22 protein-coding genes and 2 pseudogenes are annotated in these 23,489 nt (G+C 53.5%); 11 read left to right on the top strand and 13 right to left on the bottom strand.

The features are described from left to right. Positions 1–119: 119 nt before the first annotated feature. Positions 120–770 carry a GntR family transcriptional regulator gene (locus AC2FIM_RS10000; protein ID WP_271946146.1) on the top strand — a complete coding sequence of 217 codons (651 nt, stop codon included), beginning with the start codon at positions 120–122 and terminating at the stop codon, positions 768–770. Here the strand turns inward: AC2FIM_RS10000 and denD are convergent. Both denD and AC2FIM_RS10010 read right to left on the bottom strand, forming a co-directional pair. Further along, complete coding sequence (denD, locus tag AC2FIM_RS10005; protein ID WP_496731979.1) at positions 767–1,735, bottom strand: D-erythronate dehydrogenase; 969 nt, start codon at positions 1,733–1,735, stop codon at positions 767–769. The genes AC2FIM_RS10000 and denD overlap by 4 nt on opposite strands. Then, complete coding sequence (locus AC2FIM_RS10010) at positions 1,732–2,616, bottom strand: NAD(P)-dependent oxidoreductase (protein WP_496708046.1); 885 nt, start codon at positions 2,614–2,616, stop codon at positions 1,732–1,734. The genes denD and AC2FIM_RS10010 overlap by 4 nt, the downstream gene beginning before the upstream one ends. Positions 2,617–2,806: 190 nt before the next feature. Between AC2FIM_RS10010 and AC2FIM_RS10015 the strand changes: the two genes are divergently transcribed. The 5 genes from AC2FIM_RS10015 to AC2FIM_RS10035 are packed head-to-tail and all read left to right on the top strand — an operon-like array spanning position 2,807 to position 7,741. Then, entirely contained in the window at positions 2,807–3,565 is a 759-nt protein-coding gene (locus AC2FIM_RS10015; RefSeq protein ID WP_271946151.1) for an SDR family oxidoreductase, read from the top strand. Continuing rightward, on the top strand, positions 3,562–5,358 hold the full coding sequence (locus AC2FIM_RS10020; protein WP_271946154.1) for an IlvD/Edd family dehydratase: 1,797 nt from the start codon (positions 3,562–3,564) through the stop codon (positions 5,356–5,358). Before AC2FIM_RS10015 ends, AC2FIM_RS10020 begins: the two co-directional genes overlap by 4 nt. Positions 5,359–5,369: 11 nt before the next feature. Continuing rightward, on the top strand, positions 5,370–6,218 hold the full coding sequence (locus tag AC2FIM_RS10025; protein WP_281994835.1) for a fumarylacetoacetate hydrolase family protein: 849 nt from the start codon (positions 5,370–5,372) through the stop codon (positions 6,216–6,218). Further along, positions 6,211–7,134 (top strand): 2-hydroxyacid dehydrogenase, encoded by a 924-nt coding sequence (locus tag AC2FIM_RS10030; protein ID WP_281994834.1) that lies wholly within the window; start codon positions 6,211–6,213, stop codon positions 7,132–7,134. Before AC2FIM_RS10025 ends, AC2FIM_RS10030 begins: the two co-directional genes overlap by 8 nt. Positions 7,135–7,150: 16 nt before the next feature. Beyond that, complete coding sequence (locus AC2FIM_RS10035; protein ID WP_271946164.1) at positions 7,151–7,741, top strand: LysE family translocator; 591 nt, start codon at positions 7,151–7,153, stop codon at positions 7,739–7,741. A 47-nt stretch (positions 7,742–7,788) separates the two neighbouring features. Here the strand turns inward: AC2FIM_RS10035 and AC2FIM_RS10040 are convergent, their stop codons facing one another. Further along, positions 7,789–8,556 (bottom strand): SDR family oxidoreductase, encoded by a 768-nt coding sequence (locus AC2FIM_RS10040; RefSeq protein ID WP_271946167.1) that lies wholly within the window; start codon positions 8,554–8,556, stop codon positions 7,789–7,791. Between the two features lie 69 nt (positions 8,557–8,625). On the opposite strand from AC2FIM_RS10040, the gene AC2FIM_RS10045 reads away from it, so the two are divergent. From AC2FIM_RS10045 to AC2FIM_RS10055, 3 genes and pseudogenes are all read left to right on the top strand, one after another. Beyond that, on the top strand, positions 8,626–9,684 hold the full coding sequence (locus AC2FIM_RS10045) for an L-idonate 5-dehydrogenase (protein ID WP_142634748.1): 1,059 nt from the start codon (positions 8,626–8,628) through the stop codon (positions 9,682–9,684). A gap of 4 nt (positions 9,685–9,688) precedes the next feature. Beyond that, the gene (locus AC2FIM_RS10050) at positions 9,689–10,498 is read left to right on the top strand and encodes a phytanoyl-CoA dioxygenase family protein (protein ID WP_246097144.1); all 810 of its coding nucleotides are present in this window, start codon (positions 9,689–9,691) and stop codon (positions 10,496–10,498) included. A 68-nt stretch (positions 10,499–10,566) separates the two neighbouring features. Then, positions 10,567–11,274 (top strand): annotated as a pseudogene (locus AC2FIM_RS10055) (IS6 family transposase). A 318-nt stretch (positions 11,275–11,592) separates the two neighbouring features. On the opposite strand, the gene AC2FIM_RS10060 reads toward AC2FIM_RS10055, so the two are convergent. Next, a complete protein-coding gene (locus AC2FIM_RS10060; protein WP_496677343.1) occupies positions 11,593–12,006 on the bottom strand; it encodes a hypothetical protein in 414 nt (137 codons plus the stop codon). A 222-nt stretch (positions 12,007–12,228) separates the two neighbouring features. Here AC2FIM_RS10060 and AC2FIM_RS10065 point away from each other — a divergent pair. Next, positions 12,229–12,665, top strand: a pseudogene (locus AC2FIM_RS10065) (transposase); the annotation flags it as partial. On the opposite strand, the gene AC2FIM_RS10070 reads toward AC2FIM_RS10065, so the two are convergent. The 9 genes from AC2FIM_RS10070 to AC2FIM_RS10110 form a co-directional block, all read right to left on the bottom strand. Next, entirely contained in the window at positions 12,656–13,777 is a 1,122-nt protein-coding gene (locus AC2FIM_RS10070; protein ID WP_496689790.1) for a Gfo/Idh/MocA family protein, read from the bottom strand. The pseudogene AC2FIM_RS10065 and the gene AC2FIM_RS10070 overlap by 10 nt on opposite strands. Further along, positions 13,774–14,850 carry a Gfo/Idh/MocA family protein gene (locus AC2FIM_RS10075; protein WP_271946177.1) on the bottom strand — a complete coding sequence of 359 codons (1,077 nt, stop codon included), beginning with the start codon at positions 14,848–14,850 and terminating at the stop codon, positions 13,774–13,776. The genes AC2FIM_RS10070 and AC2FIM_RS10075 overlap by 4 nt, the downstream gene beginning before the upstream one ends. Positions 14,851–14,862: 12 nt before the next feature. After that, a complete protein-coding gene (locus AC2FIM_RS10080) occupies positions 14,863–15,870 on the bottom strand; it encodes an ABC transporter permease (RefSeq protein WP_199528455.1) in 1,008 nt (335 codons plus the stop codon). Next, positions 15,867–16,730, bottom strand: coding sequence for an ABC transporter permease (locus AC2FIM_RS10085; protein ID WP_281972358.1), 864 nt, complete (start codon positions 16,728–16,730; stop codon positions 15,867–15,869). The genes AC2FIM_RS10080 and AC2FIM_RS10085 overlap by 4 nt, the downstream gene beginning before the upstream one ends. Positions 16,731–16,804: 74 nt before the next feature. Further along, entirely contained in the window at positions 16,805–18,289 is a 1,485-nt protein-coding gene (locus tag AC2FIM_RS10090; RefSeq protein ID WP_496677332.1) for a sugar ABC transporter ATP-binding protein, read from the bottom strand. Between the two features lie 73 nt (positions 18,290–18,362). Beyond that, positions 18,363–19,400 carry an ABC transporter substrate-binding protein gene (locus AC2FIM_RS10095; RefSeq protein ID WP_142634734.1) on the bottom strand — a complete coding sequence of 346 codons (1,038 nt, stop codon included), beginning with the start codon at positions 19,398–19,400 and terminating at the stop codon, positions 18,363–18,365. A gap of 45 nt (positions 19,401–19,445) precedes the next feature. Next, on the bottom strand, positions 19,446–20,360 hold the full coding sequence (locus tag AC2FIM_RS10100; RefSeq protein WP_496677329.1) for a sugar phosphate isomerase/epimerase family protein: 915 nt from the start codon (positions 20,358–20,360) through the stop codon (positions 19,446–19,448). A gap of 10 nt (positions 20,361–20,370) precedes the next feature. Beyond that, positions 20,371–21,525: a Gfo/Idh/MocA family protein gene (locus AC2FIM_RS10105; protein WP_281972356.1), complete on the bottom strand. Its 1,155-nt coding sequence runs from the start codon at positions 21,523–21,525 to the stop codon at positions 20,371–20,373. 12 nt (positions 21,526–21,537) lie between these two features. After that, positions 21,538–22,266 carry an SDR family NAD(P)-dependent oxidoreductase gene (locus tag AC2FIM_RS10110; RefSeq protein WP_281972355.1) on the bottom strand — a complete coding sequence of 243 codons (729 nt, stop codon included), beginning with the start codon at positions 22,264–22,266 and terminating at the stop codon, positions 21,538–21,540. Between the two features lie 177 nt (positions 22,267–22,443). On the opposite strand from AC2FIM_RS10110, the gene AC2FIM_RS10115 reads away from it, so the two are divergent. Then, entirely contained in the window at positions 22,444–23,472 is a 1,029-nt protein-coding gene (locus AC2FIM_RS10115) for a LacI family DNA-binding transcriptional regulator (RefSeq protein ID WP_271946198.1), read from the top strand. Positions 23,473–23,489: the final 17 nt, after the last annotated feature.

Consider the following 23,489-nt stretch of genomic DNA (forward strand, 5'->3'; position numbering starts at 1 on the left):
GCCGACGAATCGAATGCAACAAGAAAAATTTGAAATTTCTAAAAATTTCGAGATTATTGCATAAATTCGAAAAATTGCTTACGACGCTACTTGGACAAAAATTGAAGGCGCATACCTGGATGAAAGAAGAAATCGATATTTATCAAGACCTTAAAATGCGCCTAATCTCTAATGGATTTGAGCATGGAGCCAAGGTGAGAGCCGAAGAACTTCGTAATGAGTATGGCTGTTCTGCGAGTGCGGTTCGGGAAGTCCTTTTTCGTTTGGCCGCTGTTGGATTGGTGGACTTTCAGGAACAAAAAGGTTTCCGCGTGCCGATGCGTTCGCCGCAGAAGCTTATCGAATTGACACACGTCCGTGTTTTGTTGGAGGCCGAAGGCACTGCGATGTCGATCCGCAATGGCGGAGTGGATTGGGAAGCAAGATTGACGGCCGCTCATCACAAACTTAGCCATATCGAAAAACGCATACACTCCACAGACGACCCGAGCGGCCTTATCGAGATATGGTTTGCCTCGGAGAAGGAGTTTCACCAAACGCTTATTTCTGCCTGTGGCTCGGAAACCTTAAAACAAATGCATAGCCGAGCTTACGCGCAATTCAGACAGCAATTGATGGTGGCAGATCGGAACTTTGAGTTCATTTCTCAAAACATAAGACACCATGCCGATATACTTGAAGCAGCATTGTCAGGGGATGAGCAGTTAACACGAGAAAAGATTCACGATCATCTGAAACGCCACCTAACTGGAAAGACGATGGGCGACTAAAGCCGAAAATCGTCTTCCAAATACACCTGAATGATTTCGTCGAAGCTTGATTCCGCCTTGAACCCCAACTCTCGAGCGCGATCTGTTTGAAAGTCGCGCGGCCAATTCTTGACTATTCGTTCGATTGCCTCGTCGGGTTCTCGCCTGATGAGGCCAACTGCATCTTGACCGGCCACATCGCGCAGCGCTTCGATTTGTTCGGCGACGGTGCAACTTACGCCCGGCATGTTTAATGCGCGTCTGTCATTCAAAAGCTGCGTGTCCAGTGTTGCTGCATGGGTCAAAAAAGTCGCAGCGGCGCGGGGGCTGGCGTGCCAGTGGCGAACAGTTACGGCAACTGGTAAGACAGCCTCATCTCCATTCAGTGGCTCTCGGATTATACCTGAAAAGAAGGAAGAAGCGGCAGCGTTGGCCTTGCCCGAGCGTACACACAAAGTGGGCAAGCGCAAGGAAATACCGTCGATGTATCCTTTCCTGCTGAAATCCGTGATCATCAACTCAGACGCTGCTTTCTGCGCTCCGTAACTGGTCAAAGGTGCCGAGAGGAACTCATCGCCAATCTTTTCAGGGAACGGTGCTCCGAAAACTGCTATGGACGAGGCAAAAACCAGACGAGGCGTGTACTCGCCTCCTGATGCTGCGTGTTCATCTCTGAGTGCATTCAGCAGTGCCCAGGTCGCCATAAGGTTGACATCCCAGCCCAACGCAAAGTCTTTCTCAGCTTGGCCTGAAACGATAGCTGCAAGGTGGAATATGACGACCGGGCGCTGAGCTGCAACAGACTTGGCGATGCCTGGCGCAGTCAAGTTCCCCACAATTTGCTTACCTGGCGCACTGTCGAGCGGGAACGAGAGATCGAACAGTGAGATTTGGGCTTCTGGTCCAAAAGTTTCTTGGGTCGAAATTCCATGAGCCAGTTTCTGGCCCAGCATTCCTCCACCGCCTAACACAAGGATCCTCGTCACAGCATCCCGTTCCGTTTTTTAAGTTCCAAATACAAGGCCGAATGATCCAGCTCAGCCCCATCCATTTCGTTTATCAAATATTCGAAACGGTCGCGCACAGATTGGGTGCTGGGTAGCTCAACGCGAAGGCTGCGCGCTTCCTCTAGTGTGTTGTCCAAATCCTTTATTTGAAACTTAGACAAACCTCCGGGTACAAAATTTCCGTCAGACATGCGTTCGCCATGTTGTTGCAAAATAATGCTATCCGCAAAGCCCCCCTTCAGCGCGGCCCTCAACGCGGATGGGTCTGCACCGCCTTGCTGAGCCAGTAGTGTCGCTTCGGCGACAGCAGATATTGTCACAGCGACAATTGTTTGATTGGCCAATTTGCACAATTGACCGGAACCACTTGGGCCAACATGCACAGGCCGGCCTATTGCTGTCAGAACCGGTCGCACGCGCTCCATAACGTCCTTATCACCACCGACCATGATCGCAAGGGTGCCAGCTTCGGCACCTTTGGTGCCACCGGAAACCGGGGCGTCCAGATGCTGCACCCCCATCGAGGATAATTGCGCGGATTGCTCTCTGGCGTGTTCGGGTTTAGCGCTGGACATATCAATCCAGATCATCCCCGGTTTGAGTTGTTCGCGGAAAGCCTCGTCAGAAAGTAGCGCGCCGGTCGCGTACCCATCCGACAGCATGGTTACTATTACGTCTGCACCCGAAACCGCCAGCGGGGCAGTTTCCGCCAATGTCGCGCCTTCTGCCGTCAACGGTTTTGCCTTTTTCAAGCTGCGGTTCCATACGGTTAGCGGAAATTCGGCGCGCAAAATATTCCTCGCCATAGGAGCGCCCATCAGGCCGGTTCCCAATAGAGCTACTTTGAACTGCTTGCTCATAATCCTCTGTCCTTCCGAAGGTGCGCCACGCATGGTTATGGCCAAACCAAAATCTCTGTCATACGCTAACGGCTCTGGGCCCACATGCCAGAAGTCGTTGCAAATCCGCCAAGGTTTCTCTGCTTCTCGGTTGATCTGTGGGACGAAGTAACACTTGTCCAGTCGCCACTTTTAGGGTCGGAAAATATATATGTCAGAGAGACTTAAGGGAAAAAACGTCCTGGTCACAGCCGCCGCGCAAGGGATCGGACTTGCAAGCGTAATTGCGATGGCAAGAGAGGGTGCGAAAGTCTATGCGACGGATATTAACCCTGGAAGTTTAAATTTGATTCGCGATCAGAATCACGAAAATCTCGAAATTTTCGAGATGGATGTGACGAATAATGACAGTATTCATCATGGGGTTGCGCGAGCGAAGCCGGACGTTTTGTTCAACTGCGCCGGGTTCGTGCATCACGGAACGATTCTGGATGCGACCGATGAAGAATGGGACTTCGCCATGGACCTTAATGTGCGCTCAATGGTGCGCACGACAAAGGCTGTATTGCCGGGGATGCTAGAGCGCGGAGGAGGCTCGATAATCAATATGTCTTCCGCACTGGGTTCCATAATCGGTGCGCCAAATCGTTGTGTATATGGAACGACAAAGGCTGCTGTTGTTGGGCTGACTAAATCAGTAGCCGTGGACTTCATAACACAAGGAATTCGGTGCAATTGCATTTGTCCGGGAACAGTCGACAGTCCCAGTTGGCGTGACCGCGTAGATGCGTTGGGAGAGCAACTGGGCAGCAGAGAAGAAGCCCTTGCACAATTTGTGGCGCGTCAGCCTATGGGGCGTGTAGCGAAGGCAGAAGAGATTGCTGCATTGGTCGTCTATCTGGCGAGCGATGAAAGTGCATTCACCACGGGACACACGCACATAATTGACGGGGGATGGTCAGGCCAATGACTAAAATATCAAAAAATGATCTGCGATCTCGCAAGTGGTTCATGAATTCTGAGAACCTTGAGATGACGGCATTGTATCTAGAAAGATACCTGAATTACGGGTTGACCCGCGCAGAACTGCAATCAGGCAAGCCGATCATTGGGATTGCTCAGACCGGGAGTGATTTGAGCCCCTGCAACCGGCATCATATCGAGTTGTCCAAACGCGTTCGCGACGGAATCATCGCTGCCGGGGGAACGTGCATCGAAATACCAGTCCACCCGATACAAGAGACCGGTAAACGGCCAACGGCCTCTCTCGACCGCAATCTAGCTTATCTGTCCCTCGTTGAGAGTCTATTCGGGTACCCGATTGATGGCGTTGTTCTGAACATTGGTTGCGACAAGACAACGCCCGCTCTTCTTATGGCCGCTGCGACCGTCAACATCCCAGCGATTGCGCTGTCGGTCGGCCCAATGCTCAACGGCTGGTGGAAAGGTGAGCGCGCCGGATCAGGAACGGTTATTTGGAAAGCGCGCGAAGACCTTGCGGCTGATGAAATCGACACCGATGAGTTCATGGAGATCGCAGCCGCCGCGGCACCTTCGGTGGGTTATTGCAATACGATGGGGACAGCAACGACCATGAATTCGCTTGCTGAAGCCTTGGGAATGCAATTGCCGGGATCAGCAGCCATACCTGCCCCGTATCGAGAGCGCGGTCAAATCAGTTATGAAACAGGTAGACGCATTGTGGACATGGTCTGGGAGGATTTACGCCCCAGCGATGTGATGACACGTCAGGCTTTTGAGAATGCGATTGTTATCAACTCTGCGATTGGCGGATCGACGAACGCGCCGATCCACCTGAATGCGATCGCTCGGCACCTTGGTGTTCCGTTGACCAACGATGACTGGCAGAAACTTGGCCACGACGTTCCTCTGTTGGTTAACATGCAGCCAGCGGGTGAGTATCTGGGCGAAGATTACCAACAGGCCGGAGGTGTACCCGCCGTTGTCGGAGAGCTTCTTGATGCTGGATTGCTGCCGCATCCCGATGCGATAACGGTGAACGGTAAGACGATGGGCAATAACTGCTCGACGCGCCGGTCTCAGAATAGCGACGTAATCAAGCCTGTCAGTAGCCCAGTTAAGCAACAGGCGGGGTTCATCAATCTCTCGGGCAACCTGTTCGAGAGTGCGATTATGAAGACATCTGTGATCTCAAAGGCATTTCGAGAGACCTACCTGTCGAACCCGGATGATCCAAATGCGTTTGAGGGCAGGGCGGTTGTGTTTGATGGGCCCGAGGATTTTCACCATCGGATCGATGATCCCGCAGAAAAAATAGACGCAAACTGTATTCTGATTATGCGCGGAGCAGGACCAAGAGGGTACCCAGGTGCCGCAGAGGTCGTGAACATGCGTCCACCTGCATATTTGTTGAAACAAGGCATCGAAGCTCTTCCTTGCATCGGTGATGGCCGGCAATCCGGCACATCAGGAAGCCCGTCTATCCTGAATGCTTCACCCGAAGCAGCAGAGGGCGGTGGGTTGGCCTTGGTGCGAACTGGCGACCGACTGCGCATCGATCTAGGCAAAGGCACAGCAGATATGCTGGTTTCGCTTGAAGAACTGCATGAACGCGCCCGCGATCTGGAGGCAAAAGGTGGGTATTCAATGCCGCCCAACCAATCCCCGTGGCAGGAAATATTTCGCGAAAAAGTAGATCGGTTGGATCGCGGTATGACGCTCAAAGGTGCAGAAAACTACCGCGATATTGCGCGAGGCTTCATGCCACGCGACAATCACTAAAAGGAAAAGAAATGAAACTAGTTCGTTACGGAGCCGAGGGCTCGGAAAAGCCTGCCCTGGTCGACTCTGAGGGGCATTTGCGGGATCTGTCCGCTCACATCAATGATATCACCGGCGAGATTTTAGATGACGGAACTCTTGATAGTCTGCGCTCATTAGATCCGAGTAACCTGCCAATTGTGGAGGGTGATCCTCGTATCGCACAGTGTGTCGGTGACATCGGTAAATTTCTTTGCATCGGATTGAACTACTCGGACCATGCTGCAGAAACCGGCGCAGATATTCCCGAGCATCCGATCCTTTTTTTCAAGGCAAACTCAGCCGTCATAGGTGCCTATGACGATGTTGTTATGCCGCGGGGGTCTACACATACCGACTGGGAATGCGAACTAGGGGTCGTCATCGGTAAGACGGCCAAATACGTTTCCAAGGCCGACGCACTCGAATATGTTGCGGGCTATTGCATCGTAAATGACGTGTCGGAAAGGCATTTTCAAACTCAACTGACCGGTCAATGGACCAAAGGAAAATCGTGCGACACATTTGGCCCTACCGGCCCGTGGCTAGTGACCCGGGATGAGGTGCCTGATCCTCAAAGCCTTGGAATGTCACTGGATGTAAACGGTCAGCGCATGCAAACCGGGAATACTGCTACGATGATCTTTTCCGTTACCGAGATCATAGAGCATCTAAGCCAACTATTCACACTGCACCCCGGTGACGTAATTTCAACTGGAACACCGCCCGGTGTTGGAATGGGGATCAAACCGGAGCCAATTTATCTGAAAAAAGGCGACGTCATGGAGCTTCGCATCGATGGGCTTGGTGTTCAGCGGCAAAAGGTTGGTCAAGATGACTGACTTGTTGCAAATCGGAGGGATCACTGAACGGATGCGAGAGCGCCTGTCCGCAGCGTTCGACATTCATCAATTGGACAATTTCAACGCTGAAAGTGTTACGCATATTGTAACGAACGGACATGATGGTGTTCCCCATGACCTGATGACATCACTCAGTAACCTGAAGATGATCAGTGTCTATGGGGTCGGTTACGACGCTGTCGACGCAAATGCTGCGGTTGAGCGTGGGATTGTTGTTACGCACACACCCAATGTTTTGAACAAAGAAGTCGCTACCACCGCCGTTCTGCTGTTTCTGTCATGTTATCGAGAGCTCATACGTGACGATGATTACGTTCGGTCCGGACGGTGGGAAGTTGAAGGTAATGCCCCTTTGACGCGATCAGCGGACAATCAAAAGATAGGCATTCTTGGTCTTGGTCGCATTGGTCAGGCGATCGTTGATAAGTTGGAGCCGTGGGCCCCCGAAATTTCTTATCACACCCGCAATCAAAAGGATGTCCCGTACCCGTATTTCGACAATTTGGTTGAAATGGCAGAACATGTGGACGTCCTCATATGCATCACGCCCGGCGGTCCTTCGACCAACAAGCTGGTCAACGCTGAGGTGCTGCACGCGTTGGGGGCAGGCGGCACTCTGATAAACGTTAGTCGAGGTTCGATCGTCGACGAAACTGCCCTCATTAATGCATTGCAAAACGGTGAGCTCGGGTGGGCAGGGCTTGATGTTTTCGAGGACGAACCGCGTGTTCCAAAAGCATTGCGCGAGCTGTCCAATGTCGTTCTGCTCCCTCACGCTGGTAGCGCGACTATTGAGACGCGTGCAGCTATGGGTGACCTAACTGTCGACAATCTCCTGCAACACCTTAAGGACGGATCGGTGATCACAGCTGTGCCGGAATGCAGAGATCTGTAAAAGGCCAATCTGAACAGTGTTTGAATTTGCCGTTGCGGTTTTCTTTCTGTTGATTACGCCTGGCCCAGGTGTTTTGACAACTGCGGGTATTGGATCAGCATTTGGTTTTCGAGCTGGGCTCGCTTTTGTGGCCGGTTTGATGCTGGGCGGGTTCATCAACATGATGTTGGTTGTTTCTGGAGTCGCTGCAGTAGCTTTGGCTATACCGGTACTTAGAACTTTGCTGCTATTTGCCTCTGTCGGGTATTTGGGATTTCTCGCCTGGCGTATTGCAAGCGCTGGCTCAAAGGTCGGGTTTTCCCCCGCGGTCTCGCCACTTGGTTTTGCGAACGGGCTGACACTTCAGTTCATTAATCCCAAGGCTTACGTGGTCGGCACTGCATTGTTTTCAGGGTTTGCCTTTATGCCCGATGCGCCCGTTTGGGAGGTCGTCATAAAAATCGTAGTATTCAATATGATTTGGGTGCCAGTTCACATGATCTGGCTGGGTGCTGGCGCAAAGCTGGGCAGCCTTGATTTAAGTGAGAGTTCACATCAAAGGATCAACTTTGCGATGGCGGCTTCATTGATGGTTGTTGTGGTGATTGCTTTGGCGTCGGCGCTTTAAACGAAACCTGCGTCAGTCGTACCTAGCAGACGGTTGAAAGACACAAATCAAAGTGACGCCGTTATTCCGCCATCAACGTAGAGAGTATGTCCATTGACGAAACTGGATGCAGGGGAGGCAAGGAATATGGCGGCGCCGACAAGTTCTTCTACATTGCCCCAGCGACCGGCTGGGGTGCGTTTCTCAAGCCATGCACTGAACTCTGGGTCAGCAACCAATGCGGCGTTCAAAGGTGTATCGAAATATCCAGGCGCAATGGCATTGCAGTTTAGACCATATTTAGCCCAATCAGTTGCCATTCCCTTTGTAAGGTTGGTCACGGCGCCTTTTGTCGCCGTGTAAGGCGCAATACCCGGTCTTGCTAATGCGGATTGAACCGAAGCAATGTTAATGATCTTGCCTGACTTTCTTTCAATCATGTGCCGTGCCACAGCCTGACCGACGTGAAAGACGGACGCAACATTTGTCTGTAGTAGGCGCTCGAACGCTTCAGCGGGGAAATCCTGTAACTCCGTCCTGTGTTGCATTCCGGCGTTGTTTATCAGGATGTCTATGGGGCCGGCGTACTCTTCAAAGTTGTCCACGGCAGATCGGACACCTTCATGATCGGTTACATCGAACGAAAGTTCACGTACCGAGGCGCCTGTTTCCCTCAACTCGGATGCTGCTGCCGCTAGCTTCGCGGTGTCGCGCCCGTTCAAAACGACCTGAGCACCGGCGGCAGCCAAGCCACGGGCCAACGCAAATCCAATGCCTTGGCTAGAGCCTGTTACTAGTGCGCGTGTTCCCTTTAGGTTGAACATTTCAAGCGTCATGCAAAAACCCCTTGGTTGTCAGCACCGACTATCCGTATCTTTTGGCAATCTGTATAGGGAGTCTGTGCAATGTCTTCGGCCAGTGTTGCTGTTGTTATCCATGCCGCAAAAGATCTGAGGTTGGAAAACCGAGACGTACACGATGTGGGGCCAGACGAAGTCTTGATTGCCATGCGCGCGGGTGGGATTTGCGGATCTGACCTGCATTACTACAACCACGGTGGTTTCGGTGCGATAAAGTTGCGTCAACCGATGGTACTTGGACACGAAGTCGCCGGGGAAATCGTGAAAGTTGGGTCAAGTGTGCAGGGGGTGCACTCAGGTCAACTCGTTGCAGTTTCTCCATCCCGCCCTTGCCAAGCCTGCATTTATTGTCTGAACAGGCAGCAAAACCACTGTCTTGATATGAAGTTCTATGGCAGCGCGATGCCGTTCCCGCATATCCAAGGCGCTTTTCAAAGCAAACTCGTGGCAAAAGCAGGTCAATGTGTTCCGGCAGATGGGTTGAGCCCCGCGCAGGCCGCTATGGCCGAACCTCTGGCGGTCTGTTTGCACGCGATTAAACAAGCTGGGAGCCTCTTAGGTAAAACTGTACTTATCACGGGATGCGGTCCGATCGGCTGCCTCACGATCTTGGCAGCACGTCGTTCAGGGGCGGCCAGAATAGTGGCGACCGATATCTCGGACCAGACCCTCGCTTTGGCGCGTGAATGCGGGGCAGACGATGCCATCAACACTTACGCCGATCCGCAAAAACTGGAGACGTTTGAAAAGGACAAGGGCCAGATTGATGTCCAACTGGAGTGTTCCGGGGCTCAATCTGCTCTGGCTTCTGGAGTCGCATGCTTGCGACCGGGTGGAACATTGGTTCAGCTTGGTCTGGGCGGAGATATGACAGTGCCGATGCAAGCGTTGACTTCAAAAGAGATAGTGCTTCGCGGGTCTTTCCGTTTCCATTCCGAGTTCTCAGTCGCGGTCGAGATGATGAGAAGCGGACTAATAAACGTCGACCAGTTGGTGACGCATTCCTTCGAAGTTGGCGAGGTTGTCACTGCCTTTGAGGTCGCGTCTGATCGAAGCCAATCAATGAAGGTACAGTTAACGTTTCCGGAAAATGACGATGGATAGACGAATGCGTGATACTGCAAAGGCTTATGAAAGAGACGGTTTCGTAGCGCCGCTGGATATCCTGACAGCTTCCGAGGTCCAAACGCTGCGCGATGGTTTTGAGAAAGCAGAGCGCATTCTCAGAGACGACCCGGAGAAACTCAAGCTTCTATATTCTTATCCGGACAGGCTAATACCATCATTCGATGCACTTCTTCGCCATCCGAAGCTGATTGAGGCTGCTTCAACAGTGTTAGGGCCGGACCTCATGGTTTGGAGCGGAGCACTTTTCGTAAAAGAAGCGCGATCATCAAAGATAGTCTCGTGGCACCAAGACTTGACCTATTGGGGTTTGGATGATGCTGAAGAGGTAACCTGTTGGGTTGCGATTTCAGAAGCGTCTGAGCAAAGCGGGTGTATGAGGTTTGTTCCTGGCAGCCATAAAAGCCGTATCGTGCCTCACGTGGACACCTTCAGCGAAAACAACCTGTTGTCACGAGGGCAGGAAATCGCAGTCGATGTGAAGGAAAAAGATGCGGTCGCTGCCGAATTGCGTGCGGGGCAGGCATCCATGCATCACGGGCATCTCTTTCACGCATCAGGGCCCAATAACACAGACGATAGACGCATTGGTGCGGCGTTGCGTTTCATAAAGCCCTCAATGAAACAGCAAAACGGCGTGAAGACTTTGGTTGCGCTAGTCGCAGGCCGAGATGATTATGGGCATTTTTTAGTTGCGCCCTCCCCTCAGGGTTTTTTGCATGAGAACGATTTCGATTTGTGTCAAAGGGATGCAGATCGCAAGAAACAAATACTCTTCGCGGGAGTGAAGTGACACCCCTTGCAGGTCTTGTCAGAAGAACTTTGCTTGAGCGGGGCAGGGCGGTTGCGTAGTTTTTGCACATGACCAAACCTGCCTCTTTTAAAAACTTCAAGACCAGTCCCGAGATCATCCGCCTTGCTGTGATGCTGTATATTCGATTTCCGCTCTCGCTTCGGAATGTCGAAGATCTGCTGCATGAACGAGGCATCGACGTGAGCCACGAAACTGTCCGGTATTGGTGGAACAGGTTCGGCCCGATGTTTGCTGCTGAGATAAGGCGGAAGCGAGTCCAGAAACTGTGGGCATTTTCGAAATGGAAGTGGCACGTGGACGAAGTTTTTGTGAAGGTGAATAGCAAAAGGTACTACCTCTGGCGGGCCGTAGATCATGAAGGCGAGGTGCTGGAAGCCGTTGTCTCCAAGCGCCGAAACAAAGCTGTAGCACTGAAATTCCTCAGGAAACTGATGAAGCGGCACGGTTGCGCCGAAGAGATCGTCACAGATCGCTTCGCTTCCTACAAGGCTGCGCTCAGAGAAATGGGCGCGCTCGAAAAACAACAGACGGGCAGGTGGCTCAACAACCGCGTCGAGAACTCGCATCTTCCGTTTCGACGACGCGAACGCGCGATGCAACGGTTCAGGCGCATGCGAAGTTTACAGAAATTCGCTGCCGTTCATTCTTCCGTCTAAAACCACTTCAACCAAGAAAGATCACTCACCAGCCGAGACACCTTCAAGCTGACCCGCGCCGCCGCTCTTAGCGAGTGGCGTCAACTTTGTTCCGGATAAGAATTGCGGATCCCGCGGCACACTGAGACTGGTTCGAATTAGTCTGGCAGCACCGCCACTCATACCTGTCTCACTTCAGTTGTGTTTTCTGACCCGGAATTGAGTCGCAATTCCCGCGAGTTGGCGCATGCGCTTTCAATCAGAGACGGAGCAAACCGTACACTCAGAACGCAATTCAGGCCTCAGTCTCAGTGGCGCATTTTGGCGGGGTCGCTTTGGGAGGGATTTCCCTGATACCCGGCAATTTACAGGGAATTTTCGTGAGATGGGTCTGGAACCCAGAGTTTCTCCTCTCAGAAATGTATGTTTTTCAGAGGTCTATGCTGCAAATTCCCAAAAAGGTGGAGCAGGGAATTGTTCCCACGGATCAAGGAGGGCGAACCCTGTATCTGGGAGGGCGAACCCTGTATCTGGGAGGCCGGTTCTTGAGGTGTCAAAAGTCGAACGACATTCCTGTTCGGCCCAATCAAGTGCGTGGGTAACGCTGACCAGACGCTTGAGTGTGAGTTCGGGCGGCCGGGTGCCGTCGAGAATCGCGGCCTGAATCTTCGGTGAGAGAAAGGCAGTCAGGTCGCAACTCCCGATGAAGCGAGAGAAATCCTGGGCTTGAAAGGAGGGGACCGCGTCGCGTTTTGAGGATAGGATGACTGACATCAACTCCCATCGAGCAACATTTTTTGGATTTCTGAAAACCCTAAGGAGATCGAACCATGCGAGTGAGTGTTTTGACATTCAGCGCGCTTCTTACAGGATTTACTGCCGTTCAAGCTCATGCTCAGAACGCGGCTGAGGACATCACCAATCTTTTGCTCAGCAACCGGTCTGGAGACTGCGCGGACTATGCTGGAGTATATTCTGCTTCAGTGGAAGACATCACGCGACAACAACAATTTAGGCCCATTGATTTCCGTTTGGCTGCGTGAATCATCGCGTTCAAATGAGCGGTGCACATGTCTGATCGGGCGCACCAAGGGCGGCATGAACACAAAGTTGCATGCGGTTTGTGACAGATGAGCCCCTTTGCGCTATTGGTTCAAGCACAATGGCGAATGAAGCCCCTGGGATCTGTCTGTCACTGCCGGATAGGTCAGCAACTACATTAGCGCGAGGGCATTGGTCAGCAGCCCGCCAAATGTCGAATGGTTGCTGGGTGAGCGCGGATATGATGCCGATTGGTTCAGAGAAGCGTTGAAAGACAAAGGGATACGCGCGTGCATCCCAGGCCGCAAACAGCGCAAGACAACTGTCCGATACGACAAGTGCCGCTACAAACGTCGCAATCGGATTGAGATCATGTTTGGCAGATTGAAGGACTGGCGACGCGGTTCGACAGGTGTCTCAAAGTCTTCCTCTCAGAAATCGCTCTCGCCGCTTTGGTCATCTATTCGCTATGTGTCCTGAGCCTAATGCTTCCTATCTCGACCTCCCTTTTGCGTTTAGACGAAGCAACCGCGGCGAGAACGATGGCCAATGATTTTAGGTTGGTTCTTGCAGATGTTGAGGGCTCTCGGTCGTCTTCAATTGAACAAAGAAGCTCCCCCATGGCGCCACGAAACCCGTCGTTGAACCATTGTCCTTCGAGTGCAGGCCGCGCAATGCCATGCGCTGTCTCAAGTGTCACAGATTGCGTCGACAGATCCGGTCCAACTGATGTCAGGCTACCGGTCGTACCTGCAACGTATGTTGTATCGCGAGGCCCAAAGGGAACGCCCCCGTCAAAAACCAGGCTTGCTTGGCCTTGGTCCAAACGAACCAGAGCCTGCGACATCAGAGGCACTTTGTTGGCCTGGCCGCGTGCAGATGTAGCAGCTGCAAAGACGCTTTCTGCTCTATCTCCGACAAGAGACGCAAGAAAGTCGAACCAGTGAATTCCAAAGTCGTAAAGTATCAGCTGGTCGATTTCGTCAAACGGGGTACCTGCAGTCCAGCTGTGATCCCAGTGAATTGAGATATGGGCCGACAGAACATCACCGATCAATCCGGCTGAAACCGCCTCACGCATCCAGGACAGGTGCGGGGCCCAACGACCGTTCTGGTTTACCGCTAGTTTAACGCCTTGATCATCTGCCAGCTTCACAAGGTCATTACCCAGATCGAGGTCGGTAACAAAAGGCTTCTGGCTGAGCACGTGTTTGCCTGCTTGCAGGGCAGCTCTGATGATTGGCACACGATGTTCGGGGTGCAGCGTGACATCGACAACGTCGATCTCGCTATCGGCAAGAAGCGCCTCCCAGTCATCTTCGATGCGTGCAGAGGGGCAGTATTCAGCAGCTTTCTCTTCAGCCTTTGAGCGCGTACGGTTCCAGATTGCGGCGACGTCCCAGCCTGCTGTTCGGTAGGCATCAAGATGGCTTGCAGAAATCCCACCCGTACCAATAACCCCGATCCGGGGTTCATAGCGTCGAGGCATTGGTGGAAGATACTGCAGATCCGGCGCATCGATTTCGTGCAGATGAGCAGATTTTAGTGCGTACTGGTCTGTATTGGCACTGTCTGAGGTCATGCGAGTAACCGAAGTGTTCGTTTTTCATATGCCGAGCGGAGCGCTGTATCGACGATCCGTTGCGCTGTCAGGCAAAGTGCTGGATCCAGTGGCCCTTTGACCGGGACTTCTCTGGATATGCAGTCAAGGACGTACTCAATCGCATTTCGTTCACCTAACGGTAGCGGAGTCACTGGTATCTCGTGCCGGTCAGGTCGTGTGCGGGTTTGAACCGTTATGTGATCGGCATAATCGGGCGATGAAATGGTGCCGTCTGTGCCCACAAAGACGAATCCGCAAGTTGGTTGAGGTTGCGTTGTCCACGGGTCGGTGAAGGTGCCCCAGCGCGTTTCCATTTTTGAGAGCCCGGTTTCATAACGGCAAACGGCAATGGCGTGTTGATCGACCTCAATCCCCGGTGTCTCATCGACTGTGCATGTCACCTCGATCGGCTCCTCGCCCCCCATATACCAGGTTCCAAGCGTCGCGCCGTAGCCAAGGTAATCCAACAGCGACCCACCGCCCGATGCCCGCTTATACCACCATGAGTTCGGTTTCTGACGCTCAACCTCGTCCGGGGTGACTTCGACCTTGTCGGCCAGATGGTACAGAGGTCCGCGATTTCCGTCGTAGAAATGCACTTCGTGCAGGTCGCCGATCATCCCGTCATCAATCAACCGTTTGGCCGTCACATGGCTTTCGACCCATCGCAAAGGCCAGTTGATGATCAACTGCTTGTCGGTCCTATCCATTGCAGCCATCATGCGGCGCGCATCATCAGAAGATGCGGCAAAAGGCTTTTCGACAAAAACATGCAGGTCGTAAGAGGCCAGACGTTCGGTATATTCCGCATGCTGAGCCGTTGCCACACAAAGAATTGCCATGTCGTAGGGTCCCGCAGCCATGCATGTGTCGAAGTCGGTAAAGATCCGATCTTCGGGAACGCTGAAGGCCGTTGCCGCTGCCTTCATCTTGTCCCAATCAGGATCGAATATACCGGCGATTTCAGCGTCTGGATGATCGTGCACCATCCGAAGCAAGTCACCTATATGCATGTGATCGAAACTGATGCCGACGATCCGGAATTTGGCCATTGGAAACTCCCTTTAGCGCGTGCCGGTGATCCTGACGTAGAGTGCGGTAACTGCAAGAATGATCAGCCCAAACAGGGCCGTGCGCGCACCTTCCGGCATTTGCATCAATGTTAGCATAGTATCCAGCACACGCAGAATAAGTGCGCCCACAATCGCACCTGCGAAACTGCCACGACCTCCGAAGATTGATGTGCCGCCGATCACCGCCGCAGCGACAGAGGGTAACAATAAGGGGTTGGCAAGGCTCAGCGAAGTTTGACGGATCATGCCGAGATAGAGCAAGCCAGCCAGCGCAGCGATCAAACTTGAAAGCACGTAGAGCCCCAGATAGACCTGCCATGCTCGGACCCCGGACAGCTTAGCGGCCTGCTCATTGGAGCCTAGGGCGAACAGAAGCCGACCAAATCCTGTATAGCGCATGAGCCACAGGATAAAGAGCGCAAACGGGATGAATACAAAAAGGCCGTTCGGCATTCCTGCGGTGCGGCCGGTTCCGAGCCAGGCAAGGAAGGCGGGAATTTCGGTGCCAGCATTGATGACGAGGCGTTGATAGACCTGAAGACATCCGGTGGCGATTAACCCTGTTCCTAGGGTCATGATCAATGGATGGACCCGGACCAATCCCACGCCGATGCCATTTACAACGCCCACAACTAGGCCAGCTGACAGCGCGATCAATACTGCAGGTGTCACGCCCCAAATCGCACTAAGTGTTGCGCAAACGAAGGCTGACACGGTGGCAACTACCCCGACCGAGAGATCTATTCCTGCGGTTAGCATTGTTAGAACCTGACAAGCCGCAAGCATCGCCAACGGAATTGCAAACTTGATCAGGTTGCCAACCCAAAAAGTAGAGATCAGCCCATCCCGACCCGCTCGGACCGGGGTTACGATACCTGGCCGCAATATTTCGAGCACAGCGATCATCAGGACAAGGAAGACCAATAGCGGGATGATCGGGTTGTCTCGCAGATAACGGCCAAAGCGGACCATCGGCAGATCTGTGGTGTCCATGCTCATCGGCGGGCTCCCTTCAATGAAGCCGCCGTGCCCAGCATAACGACGAGAACCATAATTGTGCCTTCGATAATCGTGGTCACGTTTGGATCGACGGCAAGCAATGTCAGGATCGTTCGAATGATCCGCAAAATGAACACCGCGATGATCGGCCCAAGCAGACCGCCTTTGCCACCGCCCAGCACGACACCGCCCAGAACTACGGCCGCGACCGAGGCCATAAGATATGGCCCCGGTACCGGCTCTCCAATCCCGGTCAGCGCAGCGAGGCTTAGACCGCCCATGGCACAAAACAGCCCGCATAGCGCATAGGCTGCTATCTTTGTTCTTCCCACTGAAACACCAGAACGGAAGGCGGCAAGCTCGTCTGATCCGGTGGCGTAAATCGAGAGCCCGAGTTTGGAGCGCCGGATCGGCAACCAGACAACAGCGATGCCAAAGGCAACGATGAGCAATGCCTTAGGCAGCCCGTCGAATAGAAACTGACCGCGTATTGCCTGTTCCAGCCAATCTGCAGTCGCGCCGCCCGGTGTCTCAAGTATCAACAGCGCGACGCCTTCCCAGACAAACAGCATGGCGAGTGTCACAACGATGTCGGGCACGCGCGTTACAACGATCAAAAGACCATTGATCAACCCCATCAAAAACCCGACCCCCAACACGATAAACAAGGCCGGTACACCGGCCATGCGCTCCATCAGAACGGCTGCAGTCACAGCACAGACCGCCATCATAGACGCAACAGACAGGTCGATACCGCCGACAATTACGACGATGGCCATACCGGCGGTTGCGAAAGCAAAGGGCAGGGCGGCGCGGGCAATACTCTCCAGTCCTGACGCACCGAAAGTTGGCTGTATCAATTTTGTGATGGTCAAAAGGACCATGAGAAGAATCGCTAACCCCATGACCCATGCGTGTTTTCGGATGGCCACGCTCACGCCGCGCCCTCCGTCTCGGTCAGGCCATAGGCCGCACGCATCAGTGTTTGTTCATCCGCGTCAGCGGCATCAATCACATCAACCACACGACCGTTGAAGATTACGACCGCGCGGTCACAGGCAAGTGGGATTTCTTCCAACTCGGACGTGTAGAATAGAACCGCCGCTCCTTGATCTGCCAACTCACGGACAAGCGGGTAAATCTGGCGTTTTGTGCGCACATCGATGCCACGGGTCGGATCGAATAGAAGCAGGGTTTCGACACCTGTCGCGAGCCAGCGACCAATGGTGACTTTCTGTTGGTTGCCACCTGAAAGCCTTTGCACCTCGCCCTGCGCGCGTGTGTCGATCTGCAGTTTCTCGACCGCATAAGCGACCCGATCGCGCTCATGCCGCAGTTTTATTGGTCCCCAGTTCTTGAGCCGGGCAGAAAATGGCAGAGCGATGTTTTCTTTAACTGACCTTTGCGCCAGCAGAGCGTCTGAACGATCGCCCGGAACGAAAGTTATCCCGACGGCAATGGTGTCGGCGGGGTGGGCGAAGTTTACGGGCTTTCCATCAACTTCCATCGATCCTGAAGACGGGCGATCAAAGCCCGCAAGAACCTCAAACAGTTCATCCTGCCCCTGACCCTCAAGCGCGACCACCCCTAGGACCTCGCCGGGGAATAAGTCGAACGAAACATCCGAAAAACTGGGCTCAAAAGCCAGTGACTTAATGCTCAGGCGCGGTGTCTTAGCCTGTGGTTCATTTGCTCGAAGGATCTGACGTGTTCCAATGTCAATCTTCTGACCCAGCATCAATTCGACCACGCGTTCTTCTACGCCGGGTTCAATGTCGAGATCTCCGACAGACATGCCATCCCGCAACACAGTGGCCCGATCGCACAGTTCCGAAATCTCGGTGAAACGGTGAGAAACATAGATCACACCCATCCCGTCATTTGCTTTGCGCCTTACGGTCTTCAATACGCGTTCAACCAGATCCGCCGGCAGCGCCGCGGTCATTTCGTCCAGCAAGAGGACATCTGGTTCAACAGCCAGCGCGCGCGCCAGATCAAGGATGCGCAGTGTAGCAAGTGGCAGGTCGCCAATCATTGCCGATAGTTTCAGACCTTCGATACCAAGTTCTGTAACCCAGTTTTGAAACTGATCGACAGGTGTGTCTGTCAGCCGAAGATTGTCGGATACGTCGAGATCAGGAATGAGTGAGGGTTCTTGATAAACCGGCACCAAACCGGAACGGCGCGCCTCGGCGGGGCTTCCGACAAACGCTTGTTTGCCTCTGATCAATACCTGTCCAGTGTCGGGTTTAAGGGCACCGGTAATGATCTTGACGAAAGTGGACTTGCCAGCACCATTTGCGCCCATCAAGGCGACGATCTCGCCTTCAGCAACCGTGAGGTGCGCATTGGTCAACGCACGTACGGCGCCAAAACTTTTGGCCACGTCAGACGCGTCGAGAAGTGGTGTGCTGCTCATGGAAGTCCTTGAATACCGAGTAGGTTGGATTTGCCTTCCGCCCAGCTAAAGGCGGAAGGCCAGTCAATTCGGATCAGCCCTCGCCGGGTCCCTTACAGTCGATGATTTGTTCCATCGTGTAATCGGTCCAGCCGGGAACGGTCACTGATACGGGCCACTCTGGGTCAAGGTTAGGATTCTGAGCCGCTGTGATCGTTTCACGGCCTGCGTCCGTCGCATTCTCCCAAAGCACAGGATCTACAAGAACGGTTTTGTTCTCAGGTGCCTTGCCGTTAAGAATGTCGACAGCCAGAGCAATGCCTGCGCCGCCGACTGAGCCAGGATTTGTCACGGCCGCGCCGTTCAATCCTTCAACCTCGGTCAGATATTGAACAAATCCTGCGTTGTCTGCGCCGACGATTGGAACCAGGGGAGCGCCGGATTCAGTGAACGCGTCGACAATTACATTGTCGATGCCGCTGGTCCAGACACCGTCAAACGGGATGCCGGTGGCCAGGTAATCAAAGATCTGTTGCTTACCCTGGTCTTGCTGCCAGCCGGTGAAAACTTCATGCACCACATTGATATCGGGGTGTTCTGCCAACGCGCGTTTAAAGCCGTTGTCGCGGTCAGTATCGGCTGATACGCCAGCAATGCCTCGCATATAGACAACGTCACCTTTGCCACCGAGCTGTTCAAATAACCACTTGGCGCCAAGATAGGCGTATTCTTCTTGATTGTTCGAAAGAATGTAGGCGCCTTCAGCCGAAACACCGGCATCCACGGCAACAATGACGATATCTTGCGCCATTGCTTTTTCCAGTGCCGAATTCAGAGCATCCGGGTTGGATGGGTTCAGCACGATGGCGTCTACACCCGCTTCGATGAGGTTGTTGATGTCTTCCAGTTGCCCGGCTGAATCGGTGTTGCGATGCGCAACGATCAGGTTCGTCACATCGGCTTCGACCAGAGCTTGCGCACGCATGGCGCAAATCATCTGTTCGCGCCAACCATTACCTTGAACGGTGTTGGACACTCCGATTGTGTATTGCTTGTGCCCGTCAGCCATCGCCACAGTTGAAAGAGACGCTGAAACTGCAAGAGCAGCAACACCATAAAGTAGGTTCTTCATTTTAGTTTCCTCCCAGTTTTAGTCATTTCAAATTTGATAATTTCTTCACTTGATGAATGGTGACAGGACATCCCGGGCCAGCAGAAAACCCCGCTTGACCTTTTCGTCAGTCCCTTCGAACAATCTGTCTTCATGTTCGATAATGATCGGACCGTCGTATCCGGCGCGGTACAGGCCGGAAAAGAAACCGGACCAGTCCACATCGCCCAGCCCGCAAAGCCGTGGGATTTGCCATCCCATGCCGGTAGACATCACACCGTTCTCATAAAGCCCGTCCTCATCAACCATCACGTCTTTGGCATGGACATGAGCCATGTGAGGACCGAACTCCTTGATGAACCGTGTCTGATCGATGAACTGCCAGATCAGATGTGAAGGATCGAAGTTCATGCCAACCGCATCGCCCCATTCTTCAAAAATCCGCCGCCAGATTCTTGGCGAGTAAGCAATGTTGTGACCCCCGGGCCATTCGTCATAGCTGAAGATCATCGGGCAGTTCTCAAAGCACAGACGCACACCAGAGTTTTGTGCATGCTTCACGATCGGATCGAAAATTTCAGTGGCACGCTCCCAGTTCGCGTCTAGATGCAGAGTGCGATCTCCGCCGACAAATGTGTTGACAACTTTGATGCCCATAACACCGGCGGCGGTGATTACTTTGTTAAGATGTCCAATAACTTCAACCCGATGCTCTTCATCGGCGTGGAGCGGATTGGGATAGTACCCCAGACCCGAAATCTCGACCCCCTGATCGCCGAGTTGCCCAACAATTTCAGTGCCCTGATCCGCAGAAAGGCCATCTACGTTGATGTGGCTGGTTCCCGCATAGCGCCGTTGTTCGCCACCTGACGATGGCCAGCAGGCGACCTCCATCGCCGAAAACCCATTGGAACCGGCCCAGGCCGCCACCTCAGTCAATTGAGAGTTTTCGAATGGTGCAGTCAGTAAGCCCAGTTTCATGTCATCGCCCTCAAATCTCGCTCAAATCGACCCAGCGGCTCTCACTCGCCGACTTCACGACTGCATCGCAGAACTGCATCTCGTAGTGGCCGTCCTCAAATGTGGCCCATGTGCTGCCTTGTTGCCGCCCGCCCGCGATGACGTCGGCATAGACCGCCCGGAAAAAGTTGAAGAATGAATCTGCGAACCCTTCGACATGCCCGGGCGGCAAGGTGGCGGCTGCGATCCCCGGACTGTTCATCAAGGTGAAGTCACGCATCAGGGTCTGGTTGGGCGCGTCACGATGCCCAATGAACAGATGATCAGGAGTTTCACTGTCCCAAGCCGCACTGGCATTTGCTCCGGCGATGTCCCATTGCAACGAGTTCTTTCGACCCATGTTCACCTGGGATGTGCTCATCACGGCCCGCGCTCCGTTCTCATATCGGATAAGGATCATCGCAGCATCGTCGGTGTCGATATGCACAGTTTCGGTTTCGCCGGTTCCGCTGGTAAATGTCTCAACCGGGCCAAGAGGTTTCTGGCGTTCCGGAAGGAAGGTTGTCAGCTCAGCAAAGACAGAGGTCGCCTTCAACCCGGTGACGAAGCTGGTCAGGTCAACCCAGTGCGTTCCGATGTCACCAACTGATCGCAGCGCGCCGCCCATTTCGCTTTCTAGCCGCCAGTTCCAGTCGCTAGGTTTGGCAAGCCAGTCCTGATGGTAGTGCCCGGTAACAAAACGGATATCACCCAGATCCCCGGCCATTACCATGCCGTGGGCTTGTTGGTTCAGCGGATAAAAGCGAATGTTGTAACAAACCGCTGCAACCTTGCCAGAAGCCTTGGCTAGGTCGACCATCTCGGCGCTTTCTACGGACGTCATGGCAAGTGGTTTCTCGCAGATGACGTGTTTGCCCGCAGCTAGGATCGATTTCACTTGCGGATAGTGTGCGTGGTTAGGGGTCGTTACGTGCACTATATCGATGTTTTCATCCGCCAACAGATCCTCCAGAGAGTCATAAGCCCGGGCTACGCTCATTGCCCGCGCTCGTTCCCTTCCGCGCTCTGGCGATGACCCAAGAACACCTCTTACGTCCACGCCCAGACGCCGAAGCGCCTGAACGTGCACTGTTCCTATGAAGCCAGTTCCGATCACCGCAGCGCGGATTTTTGCGAAGTCACTCATCGTGCACTCCTGTCAAACAACCGAATACCCTCCGTCCACGATCACGCAGGCACCGGTCACAAAGGCTGCCGCATCGGATGCGAGAAACAAGGCTGTTCCAGCGATATCTTCTGGGTGACCCCAGCGTGCCAAGGGTGTGCGTGCTTCTACAGCTGTTGAGAAACTGGCGTCTTTTCGGGCTTTCGCCGATTGCTCGGTCACGATGAACCCGGGCGCGATCGCGTTCACCCGAATACCGTCTTTGGCCCACGCAATCGCCAGTGATTTTGTTAGTTGTTCCACGCCGGCTTTTGACGCGCCATAGGCTGGGTTGAGCGGTGAACCAAAGCGCGCATACATGGAGGCAACATTTATGACGCGCCCTTTCGCAACCGAAAGGGCAGGGTGCAGCGCTTCGGCGCAGCGAAAAGACCCTGTTAGATTTACGTCCAGCACGTGGGAAAAGAACTCAGGTGCCATTTCTTCACCGCGTCGAGTCACCGCCGCACAGTTTACCAAGACGTCAATATGGTCGCGTGTGCTTGCGAAATTGTAGACTTCGTCGGTGTCGGTTACATCCAGTTGAATGTAGTCAAACCGGGCGGCGTCCTCTTCGACGCATTGCGGTTCCACACCGGTAATCTCCACTGTGGCACCCGAGTCCTGAAATTCTCTTGCAATAGCGGCACCAATGCCGGCTCGGCTGGCACCGATCACCAGGACCTTTGCCCCGGCAAAGTCGAATGTGACCTTCGAAACCATCAAAGAACCTGGCTTTTGTTGCGTTTGAATTCGGATGCCATCAGTTTCCCTCGTTTGGCGAAATCGTTACTGCAATCGATTACATTATGGGAAAAACCTACTTTCCAAATTGTGTAATCGATTACATAATCGGCATCACATGAGATTCGAGTCAAGCCAGAAATCGACTGCCAAGCAATGAGCAAGATACCCAAACCCGCCACAATACAGGACGTCGCACGTGTTTCGCAGGTGTCGACAGCCACTGTCAGTCGTGTTCTGTCCAATCCCGATCTGGTGTCAAAATCAACACGTGTTGCTGTTTTGGAAGCTATTCGCGAGACGGGATATCGCGTTAATCAGGCAGCCCGAAACCTGCGGATGAAAAGGGCGGGGGCCGTACTGATCCTTGTTCCCAACCTCGGCAAACCTTTCTATTCGGGCATACTTGCCGGTATCAGTGAGGGGTTTGCGGGCTCGGACTATGCAGTTCTGATTGCCGATACCGAAAGCAATCCGCTGCAGGAAGAAACTCTTGCCGGGTACTTTCGAGACGGCCGGATAGATGGCGCAATCTCTTTGGATGGTGGCATTCCTTCGACCGCACTTCAGCAATGCGTCACATACGGCGCGGGCGACCGCATAGTATTTTTGTGTGAATGGGTGGAAGGCGAGGCCTTTCCGGTGATTTCCAGCGACAACGCCGAAGGTGCGCGATTGGCGATCAGGCACCTGCATGATTTGGGCCACAAAAAAATCGCGCATGTTACCGGTCCCGACGGGAATGTTCTGACGACCGCTCGGCGTAAGGGCGTGGTCGAAGAACGGACACGCTTGGGGCTTCCAGCGCGGCCCGAGTGGATTATCAGAGGCGACTTTTCGCTGGAATCCGGACATGAGGCCGCCAGACGAATACTTGCGATGGATGAGCGCCCAACGGCGGTGTTCTGCGCTGCGGATATGGTTGCCTTTGGGTTGATTTCTGGGCTGGTCGCGGGTGGGTTGAAGGTGCCCGGTGACATTTCGGTTGTTGGTTTCGACGATATTGAAATGTCAGGATCTTATGTTCCGGCTCTGACAACAATCCGACAGGACCGACACCAACTGGGACGCCGTGCGGCAGAGGTTTTGCTGGGCCAGTTGGCGAACACTGGCAAAGCGCTTCCAATGAAATCAGCGCTTCCCGTAGAGCTTGTAACACGGGCGAGCTCTACGCCGCCCAATTAGCGAAGTCAAAATTCAGG

The organism is Ruegeria sp. CDSC052 (genome assembly GCF_059610685.1).

Bases quoted from the DNA above. Each gene is read 5' to 3' on its own strand.
- AC2FIM_RS10080 (WP_199528455.1), bottom strand. From the start codon at position 15,870: ATGAGCATGGACACCACAGATCTGCCGATGGTCCGCTTTGGCCGTTAT.
- AC2FIM_RS10050 (WP_246097144.1), top strand. From the start codon at position 9,689: ATGCGTGATACTGCAAAGGCTTATGAAAGAGACGGTTTCGTAGCGCCG.
- AC2FIM_RS10090 (WP_496677332.1), bottom strand. From the start codon at position 18,289: ATGAGCAGCACACCACTTCTCGACGCGTCTGACGTGGCCAAAAGTTTT.
- AC2FIM_RS10030 (WP_281994834.1), top strand. From the start codon at position 6,211: ATGACTGACTTGTTGCAAATCGGAGGGATCACTGAACGGATGCGAGAG.
- AC2FIM_RS10075 (WP_271946177.1), bottom strand. From the start codon at position 14,850: ATGGCCAAATTCCGGATCGTCGGCATCAGTTTCGATCACATGCATATA.
- AC2FIM_RS10110 (WP_281972355.1), bottom strand. From the start codon at position 22,266: ATGGTTTCGAAGGTCACATTCGACTTTGCCGGGGCAAAGGTCCTGGTG.
- AC2FIM_RS10105 (WP_281972356.1), bottom strand. From the start codon at position 21,525: ATGAGTGACTTCGCAAAAATCCGCGCTGCGGTGATCGGAACTGGCTTC.
- AC2FIM_RS10115 (WP_271946198.1), top strand. From the start codon at position 22,444: ATGAGCAAGATACCCAAACCCGCCACAATACAGGACGTCGCACGTGTT.
- AC2FIM_RS10010 (WP_496708046.1), bottom strand. From the start codon at position 2,616: ATGAGCAAGCAGTTCAAAGTAGCTCTATTGGGAACCGGCCTGATGGGC.
- AC2FIM_RS10095 (WP_142634734.1), bottom strand. From the start codon at position 19,400: ATGAAGAACCTACTTTATGGTGTTGCTGCTCTTGCAGTTTCAGCGTCT.
- AC2FIM_RS10015 (WP_271946151.1), top strand. From the start codon at position 2,807: ATGTCAGAGAGACTTAAGGGAAAAAACGTCCTGGTCACAGCCGCCGCG.
- AC2FIM_RS10020 (WP_271946154.1), top strand. From the start codon at position 3,562: ATGACTAAAATATCAAAAAATGATCTGCGATCTCGCAAGTGGTTCATG.
- AC2FIM_RS10025 (WP_281994835.1), top strand. From the start codon at position 5,370: ATGAAACTAGTTCGTTACGGAGCCGAGGGCTCGGAAAAGCCTGCCCTG.
- AC2FIM_RS10000 (WP_271946146.1), top strand. From the start codon at position 120: ATGAAAGAAGAAATCGATATTTATCAAGACCTTAAAATGCGCCTAATC.
- AC2FIM_RS10060 (WP_496677343.1), bottom strand. From the start codon at position 12,006: ATGTCAAAACACTCACTCGCATGGTTCGATCTCCTTAGGGTTTTCAGA.
- AC2FIM_RS10070 (WP_496689790.1), bottom strand. From the start codon at position 13,777: ATGACCTCAGACAGTGCCAATACAGACCAGTACGCACTAAAATCTGCT.
- AC2FIM_RS10045 (WP_142634748.1), top strand. From the start codon at position 8,626: ATGTCTTCGGCCAGTGTTGCTGTTGTTATCCATGCCGCAAAAGATCTG.
- AC2FIM_RS10040 (WP_271946167.1), bottom strand. From the start codon at position 8,556: ATGACGCTTGAAATGTTCAACCTAAAGGGAACACGCGCACTAGTAACA.
- AC2FIM_RS10100 (WP_496677329.1), bottom strand. From the start codon at position 20,360: ATGAAACTGGGCTTACTGACTGCACCATTCGAAAACTCTCAATTGACT.